This is a genomic window from Polaribacter uvawellassae, from assembly GCF_039748955.1.
GTDB classification, from domain to species: Bacteria; Bacteroidota; Bacteroidia; order Flavobacteriales; family Flavobacteriaceae; genus Polaribacter; species Polaribacter uvawellassae.
Genome location: NZ_JBDIZN010000003.1, coordinates 497,617 through 524,259, shown reverse-complemented (window position 1 = coordinate 524,259; position 26,643 = coordinate 497,617). Strand labels below are relative to the sequence as shown.

General features: G+C 29.5%; 23 protein-coding genes. 20 read left to right on the top strand and 3 right to left on the bottom strand.

Annotation, left to right across the window (positions count from 1 at the left end; translation table 11 throughout):
• Window positions 1-84 precede the first annotated feature (84 nt).
• The 5 genes from ABDX67_RS09580 to gap all read left to right on the top strand — a co-directional run bounded on the left by ABDX67_RS09580 (window position 85) and on the right by gap (window position 8,500).
• Window positions 85-4,455 (top strand): translocation/assembly module TamB domain-containing protein, encoded by a 4,371-nt coding sequence (locus tag ABDX67_RS09580; protein WP_347174792.1) that lies wholly within the window; start codon window positions 85-87, stop codon window positions 4,453-4,455.
• Between the two features lie 2 nt (window positions 4,456-4,457).
• The gene (locus ABDX67_RS09575; protein ID WP_347174791.1) at window positions 4,458-5,360 is read left to right on the top strand and encodes a nucleotidyltransferase family protein; all 903 of its coding nucleotides are present in this window, start codon (window positions 4,458-4,460) and stop codon (window positions 5,358-5,360) included.
• Complete coding sequence (locus ABDX67_RS09570) at window positions 5,360-6,445, top strand: phosphotransferase enzyme family protein (RefSeq protein WP_347174790.1); 1,086 nt, start codon at window positions 5,360-5,362, stop codon at window positions 6,443-6,445. Before ABDX67_RS09575 ends, ABDX67_RS09570 begins: the two co-directional genes overlap by 1 nt.
• A 63-nt stretch (window positions 6,446-6,508) precedes the next feature.
• The gene (gene pfkA, locus ABDX67_RS09565) at window positions 6,509-7,492 is read left to right on the top strand and encodes a 6-phosphofructokinase (RefSeq protein WP_347174789.1); all 984 of its coding nucleotides are present in this window, start codon (window positions 6,509-6,511) and stop codon (window positions 7,490-7,492) included.
• 12 nt (window positions 7,493-7,504) lie between these two features.
• Window positions 7,505-8,500: a type I glyceraldehyde-3-phosphate dehydrogenase gene (gap, locus tag ABDX67_RS09560; RefSeq protein WP_347174788.1), complete on the top strand. Its 996-nt coding sequence runs from the start codon at window positions 7,505-7,507 to the stop codon at window positions 8,498-8,500.
• Window positions 8,501-8,752: 252 nt separating this feature from the next.
• Here the strand turns inward: gap and ABDX67_RS09555 are convergent, their stop codons facing one another.
• Window positions 8,753-9,133, bottom strand: a complete 381-nt coding sequence (locus tag ABDX67_RS09555) for a Rid family detoxifying hydrolase (RefSeq protein ID WP_347174787.1) — start codon at window positions 9,131-9,133, stop codon at window positions 8,753-8,755.
• 288 nt (window positions 9,134-9,421) lie between these two features.
• Window positions 9,422-11,872, bottom strand: coding sequence for a putative LPS assembly protein LptD (locus ABDX67_RS09550; protein ID WP_347174786.1), 2,451 nt, complete (start codon window positions 11,870-11,872; stop codon window positions 9,422-9,424).
• Window positions 11,873-12,126: 254 nt separating this feature from the next.
• On the opposite strand from ABDX67_RS09550, the gene ABDX67_RS09545 reads away from it, so the two are divergent.
• The 15 genes from ABDX67_RS09545 to ABDX67_RS09475 all read left to right on the top strand — a co-directional run bounded on the left by ABDX67_RS09545 (window position 12,127) and on the right by ABDX67_RS09475 (window position 25,369).
• Window positions 12,127-13,254 (top strand): N-acetylmuramoyl-L-alanine amidase family protein, encoded by a 1,128-nt coding sequence (locus ABDX67_RS09545; RefSeq protein ID WP_347174785.1) that lies wholly within the window; start codon window positions 12,127-12,129, stop codon window positions 13,252-13,254.
• Between the two features lie 55 nt (window positions 13,255-13,309).
• On the top strand, window positions 13,310-14,275 hold the full coding sequence (locus ABDX67_RS09540) for an MlaD family protein (RefSeq protein WP_347174784.1): 966 nt from the start codon (window positions 13,310-13,312) through the stop codon (window positions 14,273-14,275).
• 99 nt (window positions 14,276-14,374) lie between these two features.
• A complete protein-coding gene (locus ABDX67_RS09535) occupies window positions 14,375-15,691 on the top strand; it encodes a 4Fe-4S dicluster domain-containing protein (protein ID WP_347174783.1) in 1,317 nt (438 codons plus the stop codon).
• 75 nt (window positions 15,692-15,766) lie between these two features.
• Window positions 15,767-16,546, top strand: coding sequence for a (Fe-S)-binding protein (locus ABDX67_RS09530; protein ID WP_347174782.1), 780 nt, complete (start codon window positions 15,767-15,769; stop codon window positions 16,544-16,546).
• 11 nt (window positions 16,547-16,557) lie between these two features.
• Complete coding sequence (locus ABDX67_RS09525) at window positions 16,558-16,944, top strand: SPOR domain-containing protein (RefSeq protein WP_347174781.1); 387 nt, start codon at window positions 16,558-16,560, stop codon at window positions 16,942-16,944.
• A gap of 3 nt (window positions 16,945-16,947) precedes the next feature.
• Window positions 16,948-17,457 (top strand): PH domain-containing protein, encoded by a 510-nt coding sequence (locus ABDX67_RS09520; RefSeq protein WP_347174780.1) that lies wholly within the window; start codon window positions 16,948-16,950, stop codon window positions 17,455-17,457.
• Window positions 17,450-18,949, top strand: a complete 1,500-nt coding sequence (locus ABDX67_RS09515; protein WP_347174779.1) for a PH domain-containing protein — start codon at window positions 17,450-17,452, stop codon at window positions 18,947-18,949. Before ABDX67_RS09520 ends, ABDX67_RS09515 begins: the two co-directional genes overlap by 8 nt.
• A complete protein-coding gene (gene menA / locus ABDX67_RS09510; protein ID WP_347174778.1) occupies window positions 18,940-19,893 on the top strand; it encodes a 1,4-dihydroxy-2-naphthoate octaprenyltransferase in 954 nt (317 codons plus the stop codon). The genes ABDX67_RS09515 and menA overlap by 10 nt, the downstream gene beginning before the upstream one ends.
• 16 nt (window positions 19,894-19,909) lie before the next feature.
• Window positions 19,910-20,734 (top strand): DUF4349 domain-containing protein, encoded by an 825-nt coding sequence (locus tag ABDX67_RS09505; RefSeq protein ID WP_347174777.1) that lies wholly within the window; start codon window positions 19,910-19,912, stop codon window positions 20,732-20,734.
• Between the two features lie 5 nt (window positions 20,735-20,739).
• Window positions 20,740-21,417 (top strand): metal-dependent hydrolase, encoded by a 678-nt coding sequence (locus ABDX67_RS09500; RefSeq protein WP_347174776.1) that lies wholly within the window; start codon window positions 20,740-20,742, stop codon window positions 21,415-21,417.
• 1 nt (window position 21,418) lies between these two features.
• Window positions 21,419-21,934: an SRPBCC family protein gene (locus tag ABDX67_RS09495; protein ID WP_347174775.1), complete on the top strand. Its 516-nt coding sequence runs from the start codon at window positions 21,419-21,421 to the stop codon at window positions 21,932-21,934.
• 2 nt (window positions 21,935-21,936) lie between these two features.
• The gene (locus ABDX67_RS09490) at window positions 21,937-22,326 is read left to right on the top strand and encodes a VOC family protein (protein ID WP_347174774.1); all 390 of its coding nucleotides are present in this window, start codon (window positions 21,937-21,939) and stop codon (window positions 22,324-22,326) included.
• A 4-nt stretch (window positions 22,327-22,330) separates the two neighbouring features.
• Complete coding sequence (locus tag ABDX67_RS09485; RefSeq protein WP_347174773.1) at window positions 22,331-23,368, top strand: o-succinylbenzoate synthase; 1,038 nt, start codon at window positions 22,331-22,333, stop codon at window positions 23,366-23,368.
• Between the two features lie 2 nt (window positions 23,369-23,370).
• Entirely contained in the window at window positions 23,371-24,315 is a 945-nt protein-coding gene (locus ABDX67_RS09480) for a CPBP family intramembrane glutamic endopeptidase (RefSeq protein WP_347174772.1), read from the top strand.
• Window positions 24,305-25,369, top strand: a complete 1,065-nt coding sequence (locus ABDX67_RS09475) for an AMP-binding protein (RefSeq protein WP_347174771.1) — start codon at window positions 24,305-24,307, stop codon at window positions 25,367-25,369. Before ABDX67_RS09480 ends, ABDX67_RS09475 begins: the two co-directional genes overlap by 11 nt.
• Here ABDX67_RS09475 and ABDX67_RS09470 read toward each other — a convergent pair.
• Entirely contained in the window at window positions 25,355-26,629 is a 1,275-nt protein-coding gene (locus tag ABDX67_RS09470) for a helix-turn-helix transcriptional regulator (RefSeq protein WP_347174770.1), read from the bottom strand. The two genes, ABDX67_RS09475 and ABDX67_RS09470, sit on opposite strands and share 15 nt — an antisense overlap.
• Window positions 26,630-26,643 lie beyond the last annotated feature (14 nt).

The following is a 26,643-nucleotide window of genomic DNA, read 5'->3' as shown; positions in this document are numbered from 1 at the left end:
ATATTTGTAAGATTTTTAGCCTATGTGCTGCTATTCTTGTTTTTGATAAGTATTATCTTTTCAATTCCGGGAGTACAAACTAGGTTGGCTAGAACTTTAACCAAAAGTTTAAAGAAATCATTTAATACAAGTATTGTAATTAAAACAGTTGACTTGTCTTTTTTGGGTTCTGTTCGGTTAAAAGGAGTTGAAATTAGAGATCATCATAACGACACCTTAATTTTTGTAGATAAATTAAGCACTTCTTTATTGAATGCAAAAAAAGTATTTAACAATAAAGTAAATTTAGGAAGTGTTTCTTTAGAAGGAGTTGATTTTCATTTAAAAACTCATAAAGGAGAAACAAACGATAACTTGTCAATTTTTATTGAAAGTTTTGAAGATAATTCTCCAAGAGATTCTTTATCCGAACCATTTTATTTAAGCAGCTCTAATATGTATTTGAACAGCTTAAATTTTAAGTTGATTGATGCAAACAAAAAGGACAGTTTACCATTTTATGTTAAAAATGCCGGTGGTAGTTTAAGCGATTTTAAAATTCTTGGACCAGATGTTACTGCAAAAATTAGAGGTTTATATTTTAGAGAAAAAAACGGTTTACAAGTAACTAATTTAACAACAGATTTTACGTACTCTACAACCAATATGCTGTTTAAAAAAACAGTGTTAGAAACAGAAACTTCTCAAATAAATGCAGACATTACTTTTACTTATAAAAGAGAAGATTTACAGTTTTTTAACGATAAAGTTTCTATAAAAGCAGATTTTTCTAAGAGTAGAGTTTCTTTAGAAGATTTAAGTAATTTTTATGGTGAGTTTGGTGTTGGTGATGTGTTAAATTTAGACGGAATTTTGGTTGGTACGTTAAATGATTTTAAAGTAAATCAATTAGATATTAATTCTGATCACGGAATTGTTATCAACGGAGATTTAAAGTTTATAAATGCAATTGATACAGAAAAAGGGTTTTCTTTTGATGGAGATTTACAAAACGTAACTGCAAACTATCAAGAATTAAAAAATGTATTGCCTAATTTATTAGGAAACATATTGCCAACGGAATTTAAGAGGTTGGGAGATTTTACGTTAAAAGGTAAAACCTTTGTCAACGAAAATAATCTAGATTTAAATGTTGTTATTTTTTCTAAAATAGGAACTACAAAAGCAGATTTAAAACTTACAAACATTGCCAATATAGATAATGCAAATTATAAAGGAAATGTAGAGTTGATAAACTTTAATATTGGTAAATTTTTTAACGAGCCACTTGTTGGTAAAATAACCTTAAACGGTGATGTAAACGGTACAGGATTTAGAGTAGATAATATAAATACTGGAATTATTGGCGTTATTAAAAAAATAGATCTTAATGAATATACTTACAAAGATATTAACGTAAACGGATTGTTTCAAAACAAACTTTTTAACGGAAACTTAAACGTAAGTGATGAGTTTCTAAAAATGCGATTTAACGGTTTAGCAGATTTTTCATCAAAAGTAAATAGGTTCGATTTTACAGCAACTATAGAAGATGCAGATTTGGTTAAAACCAACTTGTTTACAAGAGATAGTATTTCTAAAATAAAAGGAGAATTAAAGTTTGATATTGTTGGTAATACTTTTGATGACATTATTGGTGTTACTACGTTTAACAATGTAGAATATACAAGCCCAAAAAAATCTTATACTTTTAAAAGATTTGTAGTAACATCTACAGTTAAAGACGACATTAAATCTATCGATATAAATAGCAATTCTGAAGCAAACGGAATTGCTCAAGGATATATAAAAGGCAATTTTAAGTTTAGTGAACTTATACCTTTAACACAAAATGCTTTGGGAAGTATTTATGCAAATTACATTCCGCATAAAGTGGCGCCAAATCAAACAATAAACTATAATTTAAATATTTATAATCAAATTGTAGATGTGTTTTTTCCAGATATTTATATTGATGAAAACACCAATTTAAACGGAGAAATAAATACTGCTAAAAATATCTTTAAATTAAACTTAACAACCCCAAAAGTTATCGCTTATGGCAGTTCATTAGATTCAATTAATCTTTACGTTAATAATAAAAATATTGCCTTTAATACGCATTTAAGAGTTGCTAAAATTAATACAGATTATTTTAATGCTACCAAGTTTAACTTAATCAATAAAACAAAGAATGATACGCTGTTTGTAAAATCAGAATTTAAAGGAGATTTAAATCCTGATGAAACCTTTAATTTAGATTTCTTTTATACGCTTAACCAAGAAAAAAAATCTGTTTTAGGAATTCAAAAATCTAGTTTCGATTTTGAGAATAATATCTGGAAAATTAATCCGCAGGATAATAAAAACAGCAAAGTAGTTTTCGATTTAAAGAAAGAGGAGTTTAAGTTTAGCCCTTTTTATTTAAGATCAAAAGAACAAGAAATTACTTTTCAAGGTATTGTAAAAGACTCAACTCATAAAGATTTAAAAATAGATTTTAAGAAAGTAAAATTATCTAGCTTGTTGCCAGAAATAGATAGTTTGTCTTTAAACGGAATTTTAAACGGAAAGTTAGACTTCCTTCAAAAAGATGGACAATATAGTCCAAAGGGAAACTTATCGGTTTCTAATTTTAAAATAAATTCTTTTGCTCAAGGAGATTTAGATTTAAATATTGTAGGAGAGAATTCTTACGAAAAATATGCAGTAGATTTAACCTTAAAAAGCTCGGATCGTAAAAGTATTTTTGCAAACGGCTTTATAGATTTTACTGATGAAAGACCAATTATAGATTTAAAAGTAACACTCGATAAATTTCAATTAAAAGCCTTTAGTCCTTTAGGTCAAGATGTGTTGTCTAAATTAAGAGGAGAAGCATCTGGTCAATTTAATGTTTCTGGATTTTTAAGAAATCCTAATATGAAAGGCGAATTAGAATTAAAAGACGCAGGTTTATTATTTCCGTATTTAAATGTTGATTATGATTTTGAAGGCATCACAAAAATTAAGTTAGATCAACAAAAGTTTATTTTTGAAGAATTAAAATTGTTAGATACTAAATATAATACAAGAGGAGATTTTAGTGGAACGATATCACACGAAGATTTTAAATATTGGAAAATGGATTTAAATATCTTAACCAATAATTTAGTTGTGTTAGATACCAAAGAAACTGAAGAATCTTTGTATTACGGAACAGCATTTATCAATGGAAATGCAAAAATTTATGGTTTTACAGACAACTTATTTATTGATGTAAATGCAACCACAAATCCAAATACAAAATTTGTAATTCCGTTAAATGATATTAAAATTGTAGATAATTACAAGCTAATTCAGTTTAGAAGTAGTAAAACAGTTACTACCGAAAAAGAAATTGAAGAATTTGAATTAAACGCATTAAAAGGATTAACATTAGACATAAATTTAGAAGTAACTAAAGATGCTATTGCAGAAATAGTAATAGATAAATCTAACGGAAGTTTGCTAAATGGTAGAGGAAATGGAAATTTAAAAATAGAAATTGATACGAGAGGAAAATTTAGAATGGACGGAAACTTTATTGTTGATGAAGGAAAATATGAATTTAAATACGGTGGTTTAGTAAATAAAACATTTAACGTAAATAAAGGAGGAACCATTTCTTGGGATGGAAGTCCGTCTGATGCGGATTTAAATATTACTGCGGTTTATACAACAAAGGCAAATCCGTCTATGTTGTTAGAAAACTTTAACTCTAGTAAAAAAATACCTGTAAATTTAATTACAAGAATTAGCGGAGGTTTATTTACATCTAATCAAGAATTTGATATTGAAATTCCGAATGTAAATAACGCAATTGCATCAGAATTAGAATTTAAATTAAATGACAATGATGTAAACGAAAAAACCAAACAATTTTTATCTTTGCTCGTGTTAAACACATTTCATAATCCAGATAAGTCTAATTTTAATAGCTCAAATGCAATTATAGGAACAACATCTAATGCAATCTCAAATTTGGTTTCAGGTTTAATTAGTAGCGAAGATGGTAAAGTTCAGTTTGATGTAGATTATGAAATTACAGATAAAACAGATGTAAATAATGTGATAAATGACGATTTGGTAAACTTTGCTGTTGGTACACAAATTTCTGACAGAGTTATGGTTAACGGAAAAGTTGGTGTGCCAGTTGGTTCTAAAACGCAATCTAGTGTTGTAGGAGAAGTGAAGGTTGAAGTTTTATTAAACGAAAGAGGAAATTTTAGAGCAGTAATTTTTAATCGTCAAAATGAAATTCAATATTCAACAGAAGAAGAAGGTTATACTCAAGGAATCGGTTTAACATATCAAGTAGATTTTAATAATTTAGTAGATTTGCTTAGAAAAATAGGATTAAAAAAGAAGAAAGAAATTAATATAGAAAAAGACTCTGTTAAAACAGCAAAAACAAATCGTTTTACAGAGTTTAAACCAACAAAAACCAAAAATTAAATATGAAAGACTTTACACTAGTAATTTTAGCAGCAGGAATGGGAAGTAGATATGGAGGAACAAAACAACTCGACGGAATATCAGAACACGGAGAAACCATTATGGATTTTTCTTTGTTTGATGCAATTAAAGCCGGATTTACAAAGGTTGTGTTTATTGTTCGAAAAGATATCTTAGAAGAAGTAAAAACCGATTTTGGCGCAAAATTAGAAGGTAAAGTAGAAGTTGAATATGCAATTCAAGAAACTTCTAAAGTGCCAGAAAAATATAGTAAAAATAACCGTGTAAAACCTTGGGGAACAGCACATGCATTGCTAGTTGCAAAAGATCAAATTAAAGATAATTTTTGTGTAATTAACGCAGATGATTTTTACGGATTAGATGCTTTTGAAACGATTATTTCTTTCTTAAAGAATGCAGATGAATCATCAACAGATTACGCAATGGTTGGTTATCCAATTTACAATACGTTGTCAGAAAACGGAAGCGTTTCTAGAGGAGAAACTTTTGCAGATAAAGATAATAATTTACAGCAAATAAAAGAAAGAACAGCCATTACAAAAAGAGGAGAAGAAATTGTTTTCGAAAACGAAGAAGGTAACGAAGCAATTATGTCTAGAGATACAATTGTATCTATGAATTTCTTTGGATTTACGCCAACTTTCTTAGACTTTTTAGATAGTGAGTTCGAAGCATTTTTAGAAGAAAGCAGTCAGGAATTAAAAGCAGAATTCTTTTTGCCTTTAGTGGTAGACAACTTAATAAAAATGAACAAAGCCAAAATGAAAGTATTAAGTACAAATGCAAAATGGATGGGCGTTACTTACAAAGAAGACAAAGAAGTTGTTGTAAATAAAGTAAAAGAACTAATTCAGCAAAATGTGTATCCGCCAAAACTTTGGTAATGGAAAACATATTAATAAGTATCATTAATCAGTTTGAAATTCAATCAGAATTTGAATCGTATCAAGAACTAAATTCTGGACATATTAATGATACTTTTTTAATTAAAACAACTCACAAACCGCAGTACGTTTTACAGAAAATTAATAAAACTGTTTTTCCGAAAGCGAAAGAATTAATTGAAAATAAAATTTGTGTTAGCGATCATTTACAACACAAATTAAAGGATTTACCTCAAGAAGAAATTCAGCAAAAAGTATTGTGTTTTGTAAAAGCAAAAGACGGTACTTTTTTTTATGAAGATACAGATGGCAACTTTTGGAATGCTTCTATTTTTATCGAAGATTCTATTACTTATTTAAAAGCAGAAAATACTCAGATTGCTTTTGAAGCTGGTAAAATTACAGGAGCATTTTTAGAATTGACAAAAGATATAGATCTTTCAAAAATCACAACTACTTTAGAAGATTTTCATTCTGTAACGATTCGTTATCAACAATTTAAAAAAGCGCAACAAAATGCTTCGGAAGAGAAAATCAATCAATCTAAAGAATTGATTGATTTTATAGAAACGCATATCAACAAAATGCAAGAAATTGATATTGCAATTCAACAACATAAATTACCGTTAAGACTTACACATAACGATACTAAAATTTCAAATATTTTATTTTCAAAAGAAAATAAAGCATTGTGTTTAATTGATACAGATACTGTAATGCAAGGTGTTTTGCATTTCGATTATGGCGATGCTATTAGAACATTGTGTAATACTGCTGATGAAGATGAAATTGATGTAAGTAAAATTGAGTTTAATTTCGAGTATTTTAAAAGTTATACTGAAGGTTTTTTTCGAAGCTTTAAAAGTGCTACAAAAGAAGAAATCGATTTACTGCCAATCAGTATAAAAATATTGCCTTTTATTATGGGTATGCGTTTTTTAACAGATTATCTAAATAATGATGTCTACTTTAAAACCAAGCATCAAAATCATAATTTAGAGAGAGCAAAAAATCAATTTGTATTTGTTGAAAAAATCACAAATCATTTTCCAGAAATTACAGCGTTTATTAAAGCGTTAAAATAATTTTTATACCAGCCAATATATTATTAAAATGAGTTAATATTTCTTAACTTTACAATTAGAGGTATGAATACAATGAAAAAAATAGCAGTTATGACTTCTGGTGGAGATTCGCCAGGAATGAACGCAGCAATACGATCAGTTGTTAGAACTTGTGCGTATTATAAAAAAGAATGTGTTGGTATTTATCGCGGTTTTCAAGGAATGATTGAAGGCGATTTTATCGAATTAAAAGCAAGAACTGTAAATAACATAATCAATAAAGGCGGAACGATTCTTAAAACAGCAAGGTCAAAAGATTTTAGAACTGCTGAAGGACGAAAAAAAGCGTTCGAACAATTGCAAAAAAACCATATTGACGGACTTGTTATCATTGGTGGAGATGGTTCTTTTACTGGAGCAATGACTTTTAATGAAGAGTTTAATTTTCCGGTAATCGGAATTCCTGGAACTATTGATAATGATATTTTTGGAACTTCGCACACGTTGGGTTATGATACAGCATTAAATACTGCTGTAGAAGCAATTGATAAAATTAGAGATACCGCATCTTCTCATAATAGATTATTTTTTGTTGAGGTGATGGGAAGAGATGCAGGTTTTATCGCTTTAAATGCTGGTGTTGGAGCAGGAGCAGAAGAGATTTTAATTCCTGAAGAAGATTTAGGTTTAGACAGAATGTTAGAGTCATTAAAAAGAAGTAGAAATTCCGGAAAGTCATCAAGTATTGTTGTAGTAGCAGAAGGAGATAAATCTGGAAAAAATGTGTACGAATTAGCAAAATATGTAGAAGATAATTTACCAGAATACGAAGTAAGGGTTTCAGTTTTAGGTCATATGCAACGCGGTGGTTCGCCAAGTTGTTTTGACAGAGTTTTAGCAAGTAGATTAGGCGTAAAAGCAGTAGAATTATTATTAGAAAATAAATCTAATTTAATGGTCGGTTTAAAAGATAATGAAGTAATAACGACAGAACTTCAAGAAGCAATAAAAGGTGGACATGTAATAAATCAAGAACTTTTAAGAGTTTCTGATATTATGTCAACATAAAAAACAGAATATATGATAAAAATAGGAATTAACGGATTTGGTAGAATAGGAAGATTGGCTTTTAGAGCAGCAGCAGAAAGAGAAAATATGCAAGTTGTAGCGATTAATGATTTATTGGATGTAGATTATTTAGCTTACATGTTAAAATACGATTCTGTTCACGGAAGATTTAATGGAGAAGTTGAGGTTAAAGACGGAAAATTAATTGTGAATGGAAATGAAATCAGAATTACTGCCGAAAAAAATCCAGAAGATTTAAAATGGAATGAAGTTAACGCAGATTATGTGTTAGAATGTACAGGAATTTTTAAATCTATTGCACAAGGAAATTTACATATAAATGCTGGCGCAAAAAAAGTAATTGTTTCTGCGCCGTCTAAAGACGCACCAATGTTTGTAATGGGCGTAAATCATACGAAGTTAACAAAAAAAGATACCGTTATTTCAAATGCATCTTGTACCACAAATTGTTTAGCGCCAATTGTGAAAGTATTGCATGATAATTTCGGAATTGTAGAAGGATTAATGACAACAGTACATGCAGCAACTTCATCTCAAAACACGGTTGATGGTCCAGCTTCTAAAAACTGGCGAATTGGAAGATCTGCAATTCATAATATCATTCCGTCTTCTACAGGAGCAGCAAAAGCAGTTGGAAAAGTGATTCCTGAAATGAACGGAAAATTAACTGGAATGTCATTTAGAATTCCGACAATGGATGTTTCTGTAGTTGATTTAACAGTTCGATTAGACAAACCAACTTCTTATGAAACTATTAAAGCAGCAATGAAAAAAGCTTCTGAAAATGAAATGAAAGGAATTTTAGGATATACAGAAGACGAAGTTGTTTCTCAAGATTTTGTGAGCGACCCACGAATTTCAATTTTTGATGCCAATGCCGGAATTGCACTAAACGATAACTTTGTAAAAGTAGTTTCTTGGTACGATAATGAAATGGGATATTCCGTAAAGTTGTTAGATTTACTTGAGTATTCTGCTTCTTTGTAGTTGAAAAGCGATTTGAATTAATTTAAATCAGTTTATTTAATTATCTATTTTTTTTGTTTGTTAATGAAAAAATAATTACCCAAATTAATAAACAAAACAAGAAATCAAAAATATAAATAAAAATGTGCTCTTGAATTAATGATTTAAAAAAACTTTGATGTATTGAATAAGGAATTAAATTAAATATACCAGGTTTAATTATTATAAAAAATAGAACAATACTAATTGCACTCGGAAGAATATATTTTCTCATTATTTCACAGCAATCACACTAATTTCTACATTTACATATTTTGGTAAATTGGCAACTTCTACAGTTTCTCTTGCTGGCGCAGTTGCTTCGTTAAAATAAGTTGCATACACTTCGTTTATTGCTCCGAAATTTTTCATATCAGAAATAAAAATAGAGGTTTTTACAATGTTTTCGAACGTCATTTCTGCAGCTTCTAGCACCGCTTTTACGTTTTCCATTACTTGTTTGGTTTCTGTAGAAATATCATCTAAAACCAATTCGCCATTTGCAGGATTTATCGCAATTTGTCCAGAAGTATATAAGGTATTTCCAACTAATGTTGCTTGATTATAAGGCCCGATTGGCGCTGGTGCTTTTGATGTTGTAATGATTGTTTTCATGTTTTTGTTTTTTTATGGTTTAAAGATTCAAAGGTTCAGAGGTTCAGAGGTTCAGAGGTTCAGAGGTTCAGAGGTTCAAAGGTTTAAAGGTTCAAAGTTGCAGAGGTTCAGAGGTTCAGAGGTTCAGAGTAGCAAAGTGAAAAAAGTTACAAGTTTTATTGTTTTGTAAGTTTCAAAATTTTAGTTTTTCCTAATTCCTAATTCCTAATTCCTAATTCCTAATTCCTAATTCCTAATTCCTAATTCCTAATTCCTAATTCCTAATTCCTAATTCCTAATTCCTAATTCCTAAAATAATAATTTATCACGTAAACTACGTTTATCCCATTTTAAATCGCTTAACATACTTGAATTTACACCAATTCTAAAATAGTAAGATTTGTTGTTTCCAAACGGAGACCAATCAAAATTAAAACTCCAACTATCTAAATCTCGTGTAAATCCTAAACGAGTATACGAAAATCCTTTATTTTTAAAATCGTAACCAGAACTATATCTCACTTTCCATTTTGGAGATAGTTCTAAATTTCCATTAAACATTAAAGAATTAGAGCCAATTCCGCTGTTTGTAATTCCGTAATTAGAATAATTTATGGCGTAAGCAATGCTAATATTCCAAGGAATTGTGGCTTTATATAATTTGGTTTCTTTTACGTTTTTATCTTTATTATTAGTTGCATTGGGAGAAGAATCGCCAAACTGATTTTGATTTGTATTATTAGAAGATGTTTTTTCTTTTTTCTCAAAATCCTTGCTAGAAAGCGAAACATTTGCAGTAATATTTGCGCTTGTTAGTCTAAAAATGTTACTATTTATTTTGTTAATTCTAGTTCCATTTCCATCAATTTGATAAGGATCTAAAGTTGCTCCAAAATTGATTGACAATTTATCTTTAAAAAAGCGAGTTCCAGCTGTAACAGAAACAGGACTCCATTTTAAACTGTCTGAAGCAATATTATAACTAGTCCTAAAATTTAAATTATTTAATAATGTTATTTTTTTGTCTTCAGTGTCTAAAGAATCTTTTGATGCAATTTTTGCTTCTAAAACATTATCAAGGTTAATTCCAATTGAGTTTGATAAACCAGCTCCGGGTCTTCCATAAATTCCTTCTTCAAAAGGAGAATAGGTTAAAATATCTGTAGGATCGACACTTTGCTGTACTTGTTGATTGTATTTATCGGCAAAATCAGGCCTGTATCCGTACGTAATTGAAGGTCTCATTGTATGGCGTAATTTTATATCTCCTTTTTTTAAAGAAAAATCACCATAAATAGTTGTTCCTAAAGTAACGCCAGCGCTATATTCTCTAAAGCTTTTAAAACCTCTAACTGTGTCTTTAATTGCAGTTCCAGAAGCTGCATCATAATACCTGTTGATATAATCAAAATTCCAAACTTCTTTAAAATTTGCACTTGGTGATAAGGTAAAGTATTTTAATACTTTCATATTTGTGCTTGCAGATGTTGTGTGTTGTATTCCTGCTTTTGCAGTTTCAAACATTGCTGGTTTAAAGAAAAGAGAATCTGTAGTTTTAATTCTATAATCTCCTTTCATACTGTAATTTAAACCAACTTTTTGTAAAGCATTTTTCTTAACTCCGTTTTTACCTGCAAACGGATAAATTCTATCCATATTTACTTGTAAAGAAGGCAATGTCATGTTAATTTCTTGTGTGTTTGTATTTTGAGAATGACTTGCAGTTGCGTTTAAATTAAAAGGTGTGCCAACGAATTTTTTATAATACGAAATGGAAGAGCTTAGCGTGTTTGTTAAAAAATCAGAACTATTTACTTCGTTTAAAGATTCTCTAAAATATTTACTACTTCCTAAATTTACAGAAGCAGAAAAACGAGCATTTGGATTTGATTTTGAATCTTGATTATGAGACCATTGAAGGTTAAAGTTAGCCGATTTACTATAATCATCAAAACCTTTTACACTTCTGATTAAGTTTTCGTATCTAAAACTAAAGTTTCCATTGTATTTATAGCGAACAACATAGCTAGATTCTGATCGTAAACCCCAACTTCCGTTTGTGTAAACATCTCCCATTAAAGAAATATCTAAATAATCATTTAGCGCTAAATAATAACCACCGTTTTGCAAAAAATAACCTTGATTACTAGCTTCTCCCCAAGTTGGAATGATAAAGCCAGAGGCTCTTTTATCAGTCATTGGAAAATAAGCAAACGGAATTGCAACTGGCGTTGGAACATCTGCAATAACCAAATTACTAAGTCCGACGATAATTTTTTTACCAGGAACTAATTTTGCTTTTCTGGTTTTGATGTAGTAATCTGGATTTACTTTATCTGAAGTTGTAAATTTTATGTCTCTTAAAAATATTGTAGAATCATTTACTTTTTTCATCTTTTCGCCATACGTAATCATTCCAGATTGATTGGTTTTGATGTTGTAAATAAGTGTGCGTTTTGTTTTAAAATTATACAAAATAGAATCTTGTTCAGACTCTTGAGAACCTTGTTTAAAAACAGGTCTTTGCGTATAACCTAAGCTATCTTTTATTCCTCTTGCAAAAAGTGTGTTATTCTTATTGTCTATTAAAATATAGCCAGCTTTTAAATCGATATCTTCATAAGTTACATGAGCTTTATTGTATAATTCAATTTGCTTTGTTTTAGCATTTTGTAAAATATAATCTACAGCATTGTGAGTTATTTTAGATGTTATTGAGCTTTTAGGTTTTACAATCGTGTCAATTTTAATGGTATCCAACTTATTCTTTAGCAAAAGACTGTCCTTTTTTAAGGAAGATTTTTTATCTTTAAGAAGTAGAATTGGTTTGGTTTTTGGTTTTATATCTTGAGCAAAACTAGTTTGTAAGCAAAAAAGGCTAAGTAAGCTAAATAAAAGTATGTGTGGTATGTTTGATTGCAACGCTTTTAATGCTATTTTTGTGACAAATGTAAAAATATACTTCAATTGTTGAAGTGCCAAATTTGAAAAGCCAAAATTAAGTAAAAATATTGATGTCAATAGTAGAACGCCTTAAATATAATCATAAAACGAAGCTTTTTACCCTTTTTATTTGCAGCTTGTTTTTTTTAAGTACAACACAATTTAGTTTTGCACAGAAAAAAACATATATAATTGTTTTAGATGCTGGTCATGGCGGGCATGATCCTGGAAATATTGGCAACGGTTATCGAGAAAAAAACATAGCTCTAAAAGTAGCATTAGAGGTTGGTAAAATCATTGGGAAAGAAAAAGATATTAAAGTTGTTTTTACACGTAAAAATGATGTTTTTGTAGAATTATGGAAACGTGGAAGTATTGCCAATGATATAAAAGCAGATTTGTTTGTGTCTATTCATTGCGATTCTCATACTTCAAACGCTTATGGAGCAGGAACTTTTGTTTTAGGAGCTAGAGGAAATCGACAAAATCTAGAAATTGCAAAAAGAGAAAACAGCGTAATTCTTTTAGAAAAAGATTACAAACAAAACTATAATTACGATCCAAATTCACCAGAATCTGTAATTGGTTTATCCTTATTACAAGAAGAAAATTTAGATCAAAGTTTGCAATTGGCTAGTATTATTCAAAATAATCTTGTCACAAAATTAAAACGCCATAATAGATATGTAAAAATGGATAATTTTCAAGTATTGCGAGAAACCATTATGCCAAGTGTATTAGTAGAACTAGGATTTTTAACCAATAAAAAAGAAGGGCGTTTTTTAAATTCTAAAAGCGGTCAGCTAGCAATGGCAAAAAACATTGCAAATTCTATTGTATCTTATGTAAATCAATTAAAATTAAACACCGTTGATGCTGATATTACTATCGTTGATGATAATCCAATTGTTGTAGAGACTAAAAATGAAGTAAAAAAAACAGCAATTGAATATAAAATTCAGATTGCTTCTAGTAGAAAAAAAATAGCTACAAAATCGTATAATTTTAAAGGATTAAAAAACGTAGAAAGTGTAAAAGTTGGAAGGTTTTATAAATATTATTATGGTAAAACAGCCAATTATAAAAACATACAATCATTACTAAAGCGAGTAAAAAAGAAAGGATATTCATCAGCCTTCATTGCCGCTTTTAAGAACGGAAAAAAAATTTCAGTAAAAGAAGCATTAAAAACAAGGTGATTTACACATAATCTCAAAAAAATTATTAGTAATATTGTTACTTAAATAAGAATGTATGTCTAGAGAACTAAAAACGGGATTTGTTGCAGTTGTAGTTATTGCTCTTTTTATTTGGGGTTTTAACTTCTTGAAAGGAGAAAATATTTTTGCTAAAAATCAACGTCATTTCTTTGTAGAATATAATAATATTCAAGGTTTAAAAAAGTCTAGTGCAGTTACAATTAATGGTTTACAAGTTGGTAGTGTTGTTGATATAAATTTTAATTCGAGCCCAGATAAAAAAGGAAAATTAGTAGTAGAAATGCTAATTGAAAATGATTTTCAGTTTTCAAAAAACTCTATTGCAAAAATTTATAGTGCAAGTTTAATGGGCGGTCAATCTTTAGCAATTATTCCATCTTATGATGGCGAATTAGCTGTTGATGGAGATTATTTAACAGGAGAAGTAGAGTCAGATATTTTTTCAACAGTTGGTGAGAAGTTAAATCCGCTTCAAGCAAAAGTAGAAAGCGTTATTGTAAGTGCAGATTCATTATTGTTGGGTTTAAATCAAACCTTAGATGTTAAAGCCAGAAAAAGTTTAAACAATAGTATTTTAGGTTTAGAATTTATGCTTGCAGATGTAGGAAGCACATTAAGTTCTGTAAATCAATTATTAGATTCTAGTAAAGTTGGTATAAAAAACACCTTTGATAATACTAGAGTTATTACAGAAAATTTAATGAAATTGTCTGATACTTTGGTAAATGCAAATATCGGATTAACAATTAAAAAAGCACAGGCATCTTTAGACTATGTAAATCAATTAATGGTTGGAATTCAAAAAGGAGAAGGCTCTTTGGGGAAATTAGTTAAAGACGATGCAATGTATAATAACTTAACCAATATGTCTAAAGAATTGGAAGAGTTAATTAGAGAAATGAAATTGAATCCAAAGCGTTTTGTACACTTTTCTTTATTTGGTAAACGTGCTGTTCCTTATGATCCAGAAAAGAATAAAAAGAACGAAACCAGTAATTAAAGAAGTTTTTTCTTAATAACTAAAAAAGATTATTTCAATAAATTCTGATGACGAAGTTAATTGGAAAATCAATAAAATAAACGGACCAAATACATAGATATGCAATACCTACCAAACATCATTTTTGCACTGATACTAATTGCCGGAATCGGTTTTTTTGTCAAGAATATTCGCAAACTTATTCGCAATATCAACTTAGGGAAAGATGTAGATAGATCAGATAATAAAGCAGCGCGATGGAAAAACATGGCAAAAATTGCTTTAGGGCAATACAAAATGGTTCGTCGTCCGGTTTCTGGAATTTTGCACGTTGCCGTTTATTTGGGATTTATCATTATTAATATTGAGGTTTTAGAAATTATTATCGATGGATTGTTTGGAACACATAGAGTTTTTCAACCTCTTTTAGGCGATGCTCTTTATGGTTTTTTAATCGGAACTTTTGAAATATTAGCAGCTATAGTGTTTGTTTCTGTTGTTGTTTTTTGGATTCGTAGAAATGTTATTAGAGTTAAACGTTTTTGGAACAAAGAAATGACAGGTTGGCCAAAAAATGATGGAAATATCATTTTGTATTTCGAAATGGTTTTAATGACTCTTTTTATTATAATGAACGCTTCTGATATCGATTTTCAAAAGGCAGGAGTTGGAAATCCAATTAGCCAGTTTGTATATCCAATGTTAAACGGATTTTCACCAGAAACTCTACACCTTGTTGAAAAAACAGCTTGGTGGATTCATATTGTAGGAATTTTAGCATTTTTAAACTACTTATACTATTCTAAACATTTGCATATTTTATTAGCGTTTCCGAATACGTTTTATGCAAAATTACAGCCAAAAGGGCAATTGGATAATTTAGAAGCAGTAACCAAAGAAGTACAATTAATGATGGATCCAAGTGCAGATCCATACGCTGCGCCTGTAGAAGGAGCAGAAGATGAAGTGCCAGAAAAATTTGGAGCTTCTGATGTAACCGATTTAAATTGGGTACAATTGATGAATGCATATACGTGTACAGAATGTGGTCGATGTACATCTGCTTGTCCGGCAAATCTTACAGGAAAAGAATTATCGCCAAGAAAAATCATGATGGATACGCGTGATAGAATGGAAGAGGTTGGTAAAAATATTGATGCCAACGGAGGAGTTTTTAAAGACGATGGAAAACAATTGTTAAACGATTATATTACTCCAGAAGAATTGTGGGCGTGTACAAGCTGTAATGCTTGTGTTGAAGAATGTCCTGTTAATATTGACCCATTATCAATCATTATTGATATGCGTAGATATTTGGTAATGGAAGAAAGTGCTGCGCCTCAAGAATTAAATGCAATGATGACAAACATCGAGAATAATGGAGCACCTTGGCAATACAATCAAATGGATCGATTGAACTGGAAAGACGAAGAATAAAAACAATTTTTTAATTAACAATTATCAATTACGAATTGTATTAATTCATAATTCATAATTCAAAATTTGCAATTTATGATAGTACCAACAATGGCAGATATGATGGCTCAAGAAAAACAACCAGAAGTGTTGTTTTGGGTTGGAGCAGCAGGTAGTTTTGATGATAGAGCTAAGAAAATTACACGTGCTTTTGTGAAAATTCTGCATCAAGCAAATGTAGATTTTGCTGTTTTAGGAACTGAAGAAAGTTCTACTGGAGACGCAGCAAAAAGAGCAGGAAATGAATTTTTATTTCAAATGCAAGCCGTTACAAATATAGAAGTGTTAAATGCGTACGAAGTAAAAACCATTGTTACTTGCGATCCTCATTCGTTTAATACGCTGAAAAATGAATATCCGAGTTTAGGAGGAAAGTATGAAGTTTTTCATCACACACAATACATCAAAAAATTAATTGCAGACGGAAGATTAGAAATTAATGATGCACTCTTAAAAGGCAAAAAAGTTACTTTTCATGATCCTTGTTATTTAGGAAGAGGAAATGACGAATATGAATCACCGAGAGACTTGATTAAACGTTTGGGTGTTAATTTAACTGAAATGAAACGCAACAAATCTACCGCTTTATGTTGTGGAGCTGGTGGAGCGCAAATGTTTAAAGAACCAGAAAAAGGTGATAAAGACATTAACGTGTTAAGAACAGAAGATGCGTTAGAAACACAGCCAGAAATTATTGCAACGGGTTGTCCTTATTGTAACACAATGATGACAGATGGCATAAAATTTAAAGAAAAAGAAGCAGAAGTTGCTGTGTTAGATATCGCAGAGCTTATTGCACAAGCGAATCAATTATAAAACAAAATAATATGAAGACACTACAAGTATTTTTAATAAGTTTATTTTTAGTATTCATTTCTTGTGGAGATAAAACTCCAAAAGGAAAAGAAGTTGTTCTTCCTGTTAAAAAAGTTGAGACACCAGTTAAAGTTGTTGACGAAGAAATAAAAGTACAACCCTTAACTTTTAAGGTTCAGATTGGAGCATTTACATCAGCAAATAAAAAATTTGAAATGATTAATGATGTTACAATTGTTAATGAAAACGGATTGTATAAATATAGATTGGGTGCTTTTGAATCGTATAAAGAAGCTAGAAGTTATAGGAGAAGTTTGTTAGCAAAATATCCAGGAGCATTTGTACAAGCTGAAAAAAATGACACATCCATTCAGATTAAAGAAGCATTAAAACAATAAATATTGGACCATTTTAAAAATAGTACAGTTCATCAGTTTCCAGATATTTCAAAAGTAACGTTTCATAAAATCCATAAAGATTATTTAAAGGTGCTTTTAATGACAATTGTAACCGTTATGATTGTTGTTTTTGTCGGACTTTTCTTTTTGATACAATACAACTTAAACGAGGCAATTCCTGAGTACACAACCTACCTTTATGTTGGAGTTTCAATAGTTTTTTTACTGATAATTATTTTTTCAATAATCGGTTTTTCTAGACGAGCTTATGCAATTAGAGATAAGGATATATCATATAAAAGTGGTGTTTTGATTAAAAAAATTACAACAGTTCCTTTTTCTAGAATTCAGCATGTAGAAATAGATGAAGCGCCAATTTCTAGGTTATTTAACCTAGCGGCAATTAGTGTTTTTACGGCTGGTGATAGTAGTGACGACCTTGTAATTAAAGGTTTGAAAAAAGAAGAAACTTATAAGATAAAAGAGTTTATTACCGAAAAAATTAATGAATAATACATCTAATTTTTCTGAATTTTCTAGACAATCGCCAAAAGGAATTCTCGTTATTTATTTTGCACTTCTTTTTAAAACCTTAAAATTAACGTGGGTTTTAATCTTTATATTTATCAGAAGAATAACACAAATACCAGCTGATAAAATTATTTACTTTTACTTGTTTATTGCCGCGGTTTTAATTTTTCTGTTTGTTAGAGCTTATTTAGTATATAGAGCGTTTCAATTTAAAATTGAAAACAAGTATTTTATTTTACAACAAGGAATTTTAAAAAAAACAGACACGGCAATTCCTTTTGATAGAATTCAGAATATAAATTTTAAGCAAAATATCATTCAGCAGCTTATCAATGTATATCAAGTTAGTCTTGAAACAGCGGGTTCAAATACAACAGAAATAGATATTAAAGCGCTTAGCTATGAAGATGCACAATTGCTAAAAGAGCAAATGTCTTTACATAAAAAAGACAATGAAGAAGCTGTAAAACTAAATGAAGATACACCCCTTTTAACAATTAACTTTAAGGAATTATTAAAAGTTAGCGTTACTGAAAACCACCTACAAAGTTTGTTGATTTTTACTGCATTACTTTTTGGAATATTTCAACAAGTTAGAGATGCTTTTGACGGTTTCGGTAAAAATGAAGAGTTTGATAAATATTTAGAAGTAGATTCTAATGCCTTGTTTAGCAACCTTATCGTCTTGTTATTTATTGTGATATTGCTCATTAGTGTTGGATTTATTAGCTCATTTGTACGGGTTTTACTTTTCCATTTTAATTTATCCGTTTTTATAAAAAACGAGTCTTTTGAAATAAATCAAGGCTTGTTAACCAAAAAATCCATCATTTTAAAAAAAGAAAAAGTTCAGAATATTACCATATCAACCAATCCTATTAAAAAATTATTAGGCATTTCGTTTGTGGTTTTTAAACAAGCTGTTAGCGGAAAAGTCAATCAAAAGCAAAACAAACAGATTAAAATTGTAGGATGTGAATCACATCAAATAGAAATAATTAAAAATTTATTATTTGATTATAAAACAGTAGAAGCATCAGAAAAACACAAGCCAGATTCTTATTATAAAGTAAGAATGTATTTTAGAAGCTTTATAGGATTGCTTTTTATTAACATCATTGGTTATAGTTTATTGCTCACATTGTATTGGTTTTTTATAAATCTGTTATTAATTCCTTTATCACTATATTTAATTCATTTAAAGTATAAAAAGCAATATTATAAAATTGATGACGATTTGTTATTGATAAGAAGCGGAAGAATTGAAACTCACAGTACTTATTTGCCATTGTTTAAAGTGCAAAACATAAAAATGAGACAAACAGTTTTCCAGCAAAGAAAAAACATTATGGATATTGTTTTTCAAACAGCATCTGGGAAAATAAGAATTCCGTGTTTAAAAGCTGAAGAAGCATACAGAATTTATAATTATACTTTATTCAAAGTACAAACAAGCACAAATCCATGGATGTAAAAAAATATATTCAAGCAGCTAGATTAAGAACATTGCCCTTGTCGGTTTCCGGAATTATTGTTGGAAGTTTTTTAGGAAACAATGATAGTACAATTAGAATTTCAGAAAGTCTTTTTAATACAAAAATATCAATTGGAGCAGGTCCAATTTACACATCATCCATTTTTTGGCTAGCAATTTTAACAACAATTGGATTTCAGGTTTTATCAAATTTTGCAAATGATTACGGAGACGGAATCAAAGGAACTGACGACAACAGAACAGGGGAAAAAAGATTGGTTGCTTCTGGTGCGATTTCTCCGAAGCAAATGAAATCGGCCATGATACTTACAACAATTATCACACTAATTATTGCTTTGTTGTTAATTTACGTGGCATTTGGAAAAGATGATTTTATAAATTCTATCGTGTTTTTTGGATTGGGAATAGCATCCATTGCAGCAGCCATAAAATACACAGTTGGTAAATCGGCTTATGGTTATAGCGGGTTTGGAGATGTCTTTGTATTTGTTTTCTTCGGATTGTTAAGTGTTGTTGGTTCTTACTTTTTATTTACTAAAGAACTAAATTTTATTATTTTTCTTCCAGCATTTTCTGTTGGTTTATTAAGTACTGCCGTGTTGAACTTAAACAATATGCGTGATAGAGAAAATGATAAGAAAGCTCATAAAAACACATTGGTTGTTAAAATTGGAGCAGAATCTGCAAAGGTGTATCATTCTGTTTTAATCATTGCTTCATTCTTATTTGCATTTTTATATGTTGTTATTCAATATAAAAATCCAATACAGTTTTTGTTTTTGATTGCGTATTTTCCTTTGTTAAAACATCTTCTTTTTGTGATGAAAAACACCAATGAAGCAGGTTTAGATGGCGAATTAAAAAAAGTAGCGTTAAGTACTTTTCTGTTTGGCATTCTTTTTGGATTAGGTCAGGTTCTATAAATTAAATCATCTTAACATGAAAAGAATAGTTCTATTTTTAAGTATCTTATTAATCACAGTTTCTTGTGATTCTAATCAAGAAAGAGCAGCTGAACTTGAAATGATGCAATACGACGCGACAACTTCAAGAAAATCGGCAGTAACAAGTCAGAAATTAAAATTAGAACAACCGCAATCAAATCAAAACGAGTCAAATTCTCAAAGAAAATTAATTAAAACTGGGAATGTTTCTTTTGAAACGAAAGACTTAGACAAAACCAGAAAAACTATTGTTGATTTAGTAAATCAATACAACGGTTATATTGCAAGCGATAACGAATACAAATCTGACGATAGAATTAGCACTACAATTTCTACTCGAATTCCTGCCGAAAAATTTGATGTAATTTTAAATGAAATTGCAAAAGGAGTTGAGAAGTTTGATTCAAAAAATATCAGAATTTCTGATGTAACAGAACAGTTTTTAGATGTTGAGGCAAGATTAAAAACGAAAAAGACGTTAGAAGTTAAGTATTTAGAAATTCTTAAAAAAGCAAAAACTGTTAGAGAAATTTTAGATGTAGAAAGAGAATTAGGTAAATTAAGAGCCGATATAGAATCAACAGAAGGACGTTTAAAATATTTACAAAATCAAGTTTCTTTTTCAACATTAAGCATCACCTTTTACAAGCAAATTTCTGCAATCGAAACTAGTTTTATTGGTCAAATTTCTAAAGCATTTAAAAAAGGATTTGAAAATGTGAAAGATTTCTTCTTGTATTTGATACATATTTGGCCTTTTATCATTATTTTGTTCCTTCTATTTTTCTATCTTAGAAAAAGAAGATTAAGAACAAAATAAAAACAATGAAAATAATTTTTTACGGACATTCTTGTTTTGGAATAGAATTCGACAATATTCATATTATTGTAGATCCATTTATTTCTGGCAATCCAAGAGCATCACATATTGATGTAAATTCTTTAAAAGCAGATTACATTTTGGTTACGCATGCTCACCAAGATCATGTGTTAGATGTAGAGAAAATCGCTCAAAATACTGGAGCAATTATACTTTCTAACTTCGAAATTGTCAATTATTTTATGGCAAAAGATTTAAAAGGTTCTCATCTAAATTTTGGCGGAACTTTTAAAACGGAATATTTTTCTGCAAAATATGTAAATGCAATTCACACTTCATCTTTCGCAGACGGAACTTACGGTGGTCAACCTGGCGGATTTGTACTCACAGTAAAAAATCAATCAATTTATATTGCTGGTGATACCGCACTTACTTTTGATATGAAACTAATTCCGATGTTTACCAAATTAACTACGGCAATTTTACCAATCGGAGATGTGTTTACAATGGATGTTAATGAGGCAATTATTGCGAGTGATTTTATAGAGTGTAATAGAGTTATTGGTTGTCATTTTAATACATTTCCGCCAATAGAAATTAATACAGAAAAAGCAAAACAACAATTTAAATCAAAATCTAAAGAACTTATTTTATTAGAAATAGGAAGTTCAATCGAATTATAAAATGAAAGGAGTTAAAATTATTTTAGGTATTATAACCGCTTTGGTTATCGTGTTTTTTTCAACCGGATTAATCATAAAAGAAACAACTTATCAAGTAAAAGTAGAAATTGATAAACCGCTAGATACGGTTTTTTCTGTGTTCAATAATCAAGAATTAATGACTGAATGGTTAAAAGATGTAAAGTCGATAACACCGATAAACGTTAAACCTGGTATTGTTGGAAGCGAATATAAAATGGTTGTAGAAAATCAAGGAAAAGAAATGGAGATGAATGAAAAAGTGATGGCTTTTATCCCAAACAAAAAAGTAACCTTGTTTTTTGATGCTGATGACATGTTAAAAACAGACGATTATAATTTTAGCTTTTCTGAAGGAAAAACCACAATTGTAAAAGATGTAATTTGTAAAAGCGAATCGTATTTAATGAGTTGTTTGTTCCCTTATTTTAAAGGAACATTTACAGACATAGATCAAAAGTATTTAGAAGATTTTAAAATTTATATAGAAAAGCAATAATTATGGAAGTAAATATGATTAGTTGGTTCGAAGTTCCTGTTTTAGATATGGACAGAGCTAAGAAGTTTTACGAAACAGTTTTTAATGTAGAAATTTCAATTCAAGATTTTGGAGGCGTATTAATGGGATGGTTTCCGCCAGCCGAAGACATTACTGTACCGGGAATAAGTGGTTCTTTGGTTAAAAGTGAAGGAAATTATATTCCGTCTGCAACGCATGGTTCTGTTGTGTATTTTAATTCTCAATCTGGAGATATTTCTGATGAACTGTCTCGAGTTGTAGCAGCTGGTGGAAAAATATTACAACCAAAAACGTTGATTTCAAATGAAATAGGATACATGGCACAAATTATAGATTCTGAAGGAAATAGAATCGCTTTGTATAATCAGTAAAACTTTGCAAGCAACGTATCACAAATATATTCTCAACTTTAAAAGACCAAGCGGAACATCGCGAGGAATTTTAAAAACCAAAGAAACTTGGTTTATCATTTTAACTAAAGATGGAAAGCAAGGAATTGGAGAATGCGGAATTCTAAGAACATTAAGTGTTGATGACAGACCAGATTATGAAGAAAAACTAAAATGGACGTGTCAAAATATATATTTAGGTTTAAATGTTTTGCTAAAAGAACTCTGTGAGTTCCCGAGCATACAATTTGGTTTAGAACAAGCATTTCTATCATTAGAAAGTCAAGCAACATTCGAATTATTTCCATCAGAATTTACAAAAGGTAAAAAATCAATTCCAATTAATGGATTGGTTTGGATGGGAACAAAAGAGTTTATGAAAACTCAAATTAAAGAAAAAATAGCTTCAGGTTTTTCGTGTATTAAAATGAAAATTGGCGCAATCGATTTTGAAACAGAACTAGATTTACTAACGTCAATCCGAAAAGAATTTTCCTCCAAAGAAATAGAATTACGCGTTGATGCAAACGGAGGATTCACTCCAAAAGAAGCATTAGAAAAACTAAAACGATTATCAGATATAGAAATTCATTCTATTGAGCAACCAATCAAACAAGGACAATTAGAAGAAATGGCAATTTTATGCGAAAAAACACCTTTGCCAATTGCTTTAGATGAAGAGTTAATTGGTGTTTTTTCTGTAACAAATAAAGAAGAAATACTACAAATAGTTCAACCGCAATTCATAATTTTAAAGCCGAGTTTAATTGGCGGATTTAATGGAAGTGAACAGTGGATTAAATTGGCAAAAAAATACAATATTGATTGGTGGATTACATCTGCTTTAGAAAGTAATGTTGGGTTAAATGCCATTGCACAATTTACGTTTACATTGCAAAACAAGATGCCGCAAGGTTTGGGAACCGGAGGTTTATATACAAATAATTTTGACTCTCCTTTAGAAATACAAAAAGGGAGTTTAACATATAATAATTCCAAAAACTGGAATTTTAATTTATCATAAAAATGGACTTTATACAAAAAGGTTTTACAGGGAAAAATGATTCTTGGCGATATATTCTTACCATGGTTTTGGTGTTTATTGGAATTCAAATAGCAGGTTTACCATTAGTTATTGCTGCTTTTTTTGAAGTCGATGGAGATTTAGATAAGTTTCAAGAAGGCTTAAAATCTAATTTTATGGATATAGGAATGAACACTAGTTTATTCTTGTTTTTAATGATTTTTACTTTTATGATTGCGCTTTTAACTTTGTTTTTATGTGTAAAATATTTACATAAAAAGAAGTTTGTTTCTATTGTAACATCAAGAAATAAAATAGATTGGAAACGTGTTTTCTTTGCGTTTGCTTTATGGGGAATTATTTCTGTTGTATCAATTTTTATAGGAATGTATTTGTCTCCAGAAAATTATACTTGGAATTTTAAACCGATTCCGTTTTTTACATTGCTATTTGTTTCTTTTGTGTTTTTACCATTTCAAACAAGTGCAGAAGAATTGGTTTTTAGAGGTTATTTAATGCAAGGATTAGGAACGTTAGTAAAAAACAGATGGTTTCCGTTAATAGTTACATCCGTAATTTTTGGTTTATTACACGGAATGAACCCAGAAGTAGAACGTTTGGGTTATATTTTAATGGTGTTTTATATCGGGACAGGTTTGTTGTACGGAATTACAACGTTGATGGATGAAGGAACAGAATTAGCATTAGGTTTACATGCATCTAATAATATTGTAGCAGCATTTTTAGTAACTACAGATTGGATGGTTTTTAGAACAGACGCATTGTATGTTGATACATCAGAACCGTCAGTTGGAGCAGAAATGTTTATAGGTGTTTTTGTGCTGTATCCATTATTGTTGCTTGTTTTTTCAAAAAAATATGGTTGGGCAAATTGGAAAAATAAACTAGTTGGTAAAGTAGAAATTCCTGTAATTGGTGAACAATAATCAATTACATATAAGCTTTAAACTCAACGGAATTTCTTTTTCCACTTCGGATGAATTGATTTCTTTTTCTAAAGAAATTTCTGAAGTAACAAAGCAATTTTTTATCGATTGGTTTTCTGATTCAGAGTTTATTGAAGTGCAAACTTCTGGTTCTACAGGAAAACCAAAAACCATTCAGATCAAAAAAGAGTTTATGATAAATTCGGCGTTAGCAACTGGTTCTTTTTTTGATTTAAAAGAAAACACCACAGCGTTGTTGTGTATGTCGACCGATTTTATTGCAGGAAAGATGATGTTGGTTAGAGCAATTGTTTTAGGTTGGAATTTAGACATTGTTGAGCCAGTTTCAAATCCGTTAGAAGAAACAGAAAAAACCTACGATTTTTCTGCGATGGTGCCAATGCAATTAGAAAGTTCACTTTCTCAAATTCATAGAATTGATAAGTTAATTGTTGGTGGCGCAATGGTTTCAGAAGAATTGGTTTCTAAAATTCAGAATGTATCAACCAAAATTTTTGCAACATTTGGGATGACAGAAACGATTACTCATATTGCTGTTAAGCAATTAAATGGATTTAAAAACCGAACTTCTAGCGAAGTAGAAAAATCTCATTTTATAACCTTGCCAAATGTTTCAATAACTAAAGATGTTAGAAATTGTTTGGTGATTAATGCTCCAAAAGTTTCGGATGTAAAAATAGTTACCAACGATGTTGTAAAAATAATTTCTAAAAATAAATTTAAATGGCTCGGTAGATTTGATAATGTAATCAATTCGGGCGGAATTAAATTACATCCAGAAGCAATAGAAAAAAAATTAGCAAAGATTATGAAGCAACGTTTTTTTGTTGCTGGTGTTCCTGATGCAAACCTGGGTGAAAAACTTATTTTAGTTGTTGAAGGAAAAAAAACAACAATAATTTTAAGTAAAGCAAAAACACTTTCTAGGTTCGAAACACCAAAAGCAATTTATTTTGTTGATGCATTTATTGAAACTGCAACAAAAAAAATACAACGGAAAAAGACGTTGGATTTGCTTTTAAATAGTAATTAAAAAATTTCGTAAATCTTGATCTTCAGATAAATCTAATTTTTTCTTTATTCTATATCTAGCAGTTTGCACAGATCTTGGGTCAACATTTAAAATTCTGGCGATTTCTTTTGTTTGAATGTGTAATTTTATAAACATACAATGTCTTAATTCAGTTTCTGTAAGTGTAGGACATTTACTAAGAAGATTGTCATAAAACCCACTAAATACAGTGTCAAAATGTAGCTTTAATTGCTCCCATTCATCATTGCTCTCAAGAATAAAATCTATTTGTTTAATGGTGTTATTTAGTGCTTTTGTATTGTCAGTTTTTATAAAATTTAAATCTGCTTTTATTTCTTTTAAATATTGTTTGTAATGTAAAAGTTGTGTAGAAAATGAAATCATTTGCTTTTCGTTTTCCAAAACTTCATTGTTTAGCTTTTGAATAGTATTGTTAAAAACATTTTCATTGTTTCGGTTTTTAAAATAAACAATAAAACTACCAATTATAGTTATAATCAATAAGCCACCAACTACAGCCAGTAAAAAGTATAAATTTTGATTTGAGTTTTTATAAATTTCTAATTGTGTTATTGTATTTTTTAATATAAAGCTATAATTTAAAATATCAATTTTTGATTCTAAAACATCCTTTGTTTCTATTTGTTCATTAACAACATCAATAAGAATGCTAGGATCTGTATGAGCAATTAACTCTAAGCTAAAAATACAGTCTGAAGAATCTTCGCTACTTTGATGAATTTGTATATTTATTGTATTGTCACCTTGTTTAAAAATTGATGAATCAAAAACCTTAACATAATAGGTTTGTTCTTGTTCATTATCTACAAAAGTTTTTGCAACTGTACTGTTTGTAACTGTGCCGTTATACATATTTTCTCTGTATAGTTCTTCTCCATTAAGATATATTACAGCACCATCATCACGTAAAAGTTTAAATTCATATCCTTTAAAATTTGATATGTCTTTAATGTTAATTGTTTTCGAAAAATATTTTATGATTTCCTTTTTTTTTGGATTATCTCCAAAACTAATTGTTGTTGCAATTTGATTATCTCCATAACCTAAAGGAGAAATGCCCGTTTTCCAATCATTAAAATTTTGATTTTTGTGCCAATTGCTTTCTAGGTAGCCGTTGTCATAATAACTCCATTTGTCACCATTTTTAATTAATACTTCTTGACTATAAGTAGCATTGTTTAAAAAAAAGAAAAATAAAATTATGATGCTTTTGTAAATGTTTTTTTTATTTTTTTTCATAAAAATCTCAATAA

Excerpts from the sequence above, each read along its gene's own strand:
- gap (WP_347174788.1), top strand. The coding sequence starts at position 7,505 with ATGATAAAAATAGGAATTAACGGATTTGGTAGAATAGGAAGATTGGCT.
- ABDX67_RS09505 (WP_347174777.1), top strand. The coding sequence starts at position 19,910 with ATGAAAAGAATAGTTCTATTTTTAAGTATCTTATTAATCACAGTTTCT.
- ABDX67_RS09540 (WP_347174784.1), top strand. The coding sequence starts at position 13,310 with ATGTCTAGAGAACTAAAAACGGGATTTGTTGCAGTTGTAGTTATTGCT.
- ABDX67_RS09490 (WP_347174774.1), top strand. The coding sequence starts at position 21,937 with ATGGAAGTAAATATGATTAGTTGGTTCGAAGTTCCTGTTTTAGATATG.
- ABDX67_RS09470 (WP_347174770.1), bottom strand. The coding sequence starts at position 26,629 with ATGAAAAAAAATAAAAAAAACATTTACAAAAGCATCATAATTTTATTT.
- ABDX67_RS09530 (WP_347174782.1), top strand. The coding sequence starts at position 15,767 with ATGATAGTACCAACAATGGCAGATATGATGGCTCAAGAAAAACAACCA.
- ABDX67_RS09525 (WP_347174781.1), top strand. The coding sequence starts at position 16,558 with ATGAAGACACTACAAGTATTTTTAATAAGTTTATTTTTAGTATTCATT.
- ABDX67_RS09495 (WP_347174775.1), top strand. The coding sequence starts at position 21,419 with ATGAAAGGAGTTAAAATTATTTTAGGTATTATAACCGCTTTGGTTATC.
- menA (WP_347174778.1), top strand. The coding sequence starts at position 18,940 with ATGGATGTAAAAAAATATATTCAAGCAGCTAGATTAAGAACATTGCCC.
- ABDX67_RS09570 (WP_347174790.1), top strand. The coding sequence starts at position 5,360 with ATGGAAAACATATTAATAAGTATCATTAATCAGTTTGAAATTCAATCA.
- ABDX67_RS09480 (WP_347174772.1), top strand. The coding sequence starts at position 23,371 with ATGGACTTTATACAAAAAGGTTTTACAGGGAAAAATGATTCTTGGCGA.
- ABDX67_RS09535 (WP_347174783.1), top strand. The coding sequence starts at position 14,375 with ATGCAATACCTACCAAACATCATTTTTGCACTGATACTAATTGCCGGA.
- ABDX67_RS09500 (WP_347174776.1), top strand. The coding sequence starts at position 20,740 with ATGAAAATAATTTTTTACGGACATTCTTGTTTTGGAATAGAATTCGAC.
- ABDX67_RS09555 (WP_347174787.1), bottom strand. The coding sequence starts at position 9,133 with ATGAAAACAATCATTACAACATCAAAAGCACCAGCGCCAATCGGGCCT.
- pfkA (WP_347174789.1), top strand. The coding sequence starts at position 6,509 with ATGAATACAATGAAAAAAATAGCAGTTATGACTTCTGGTGGAGATTCG.
- ABDX67_RS09515 (WP_347174779.1), top strand. The coding sequence starts at position 17,450 with ATGAATAATACATCTAATTTTTCTGAATTTTCTAGACAATCGCCAAAA.
- ABDX67_RS09575 (WP_347174791.1), top strand. The coding sequence starts at position 4,458 with ATGAAAGACTTTACACTAGTAATTTTAGCAGCAGGAATGGGAAGTAGA.
- ABDX67_RS09545 (WP_347174785.1), top strand. The coding sequence starts at position 12,127 with ATGTCAATAGTAGAACGCCTTAAATATAATCATAAAACGAAGCTTTTT.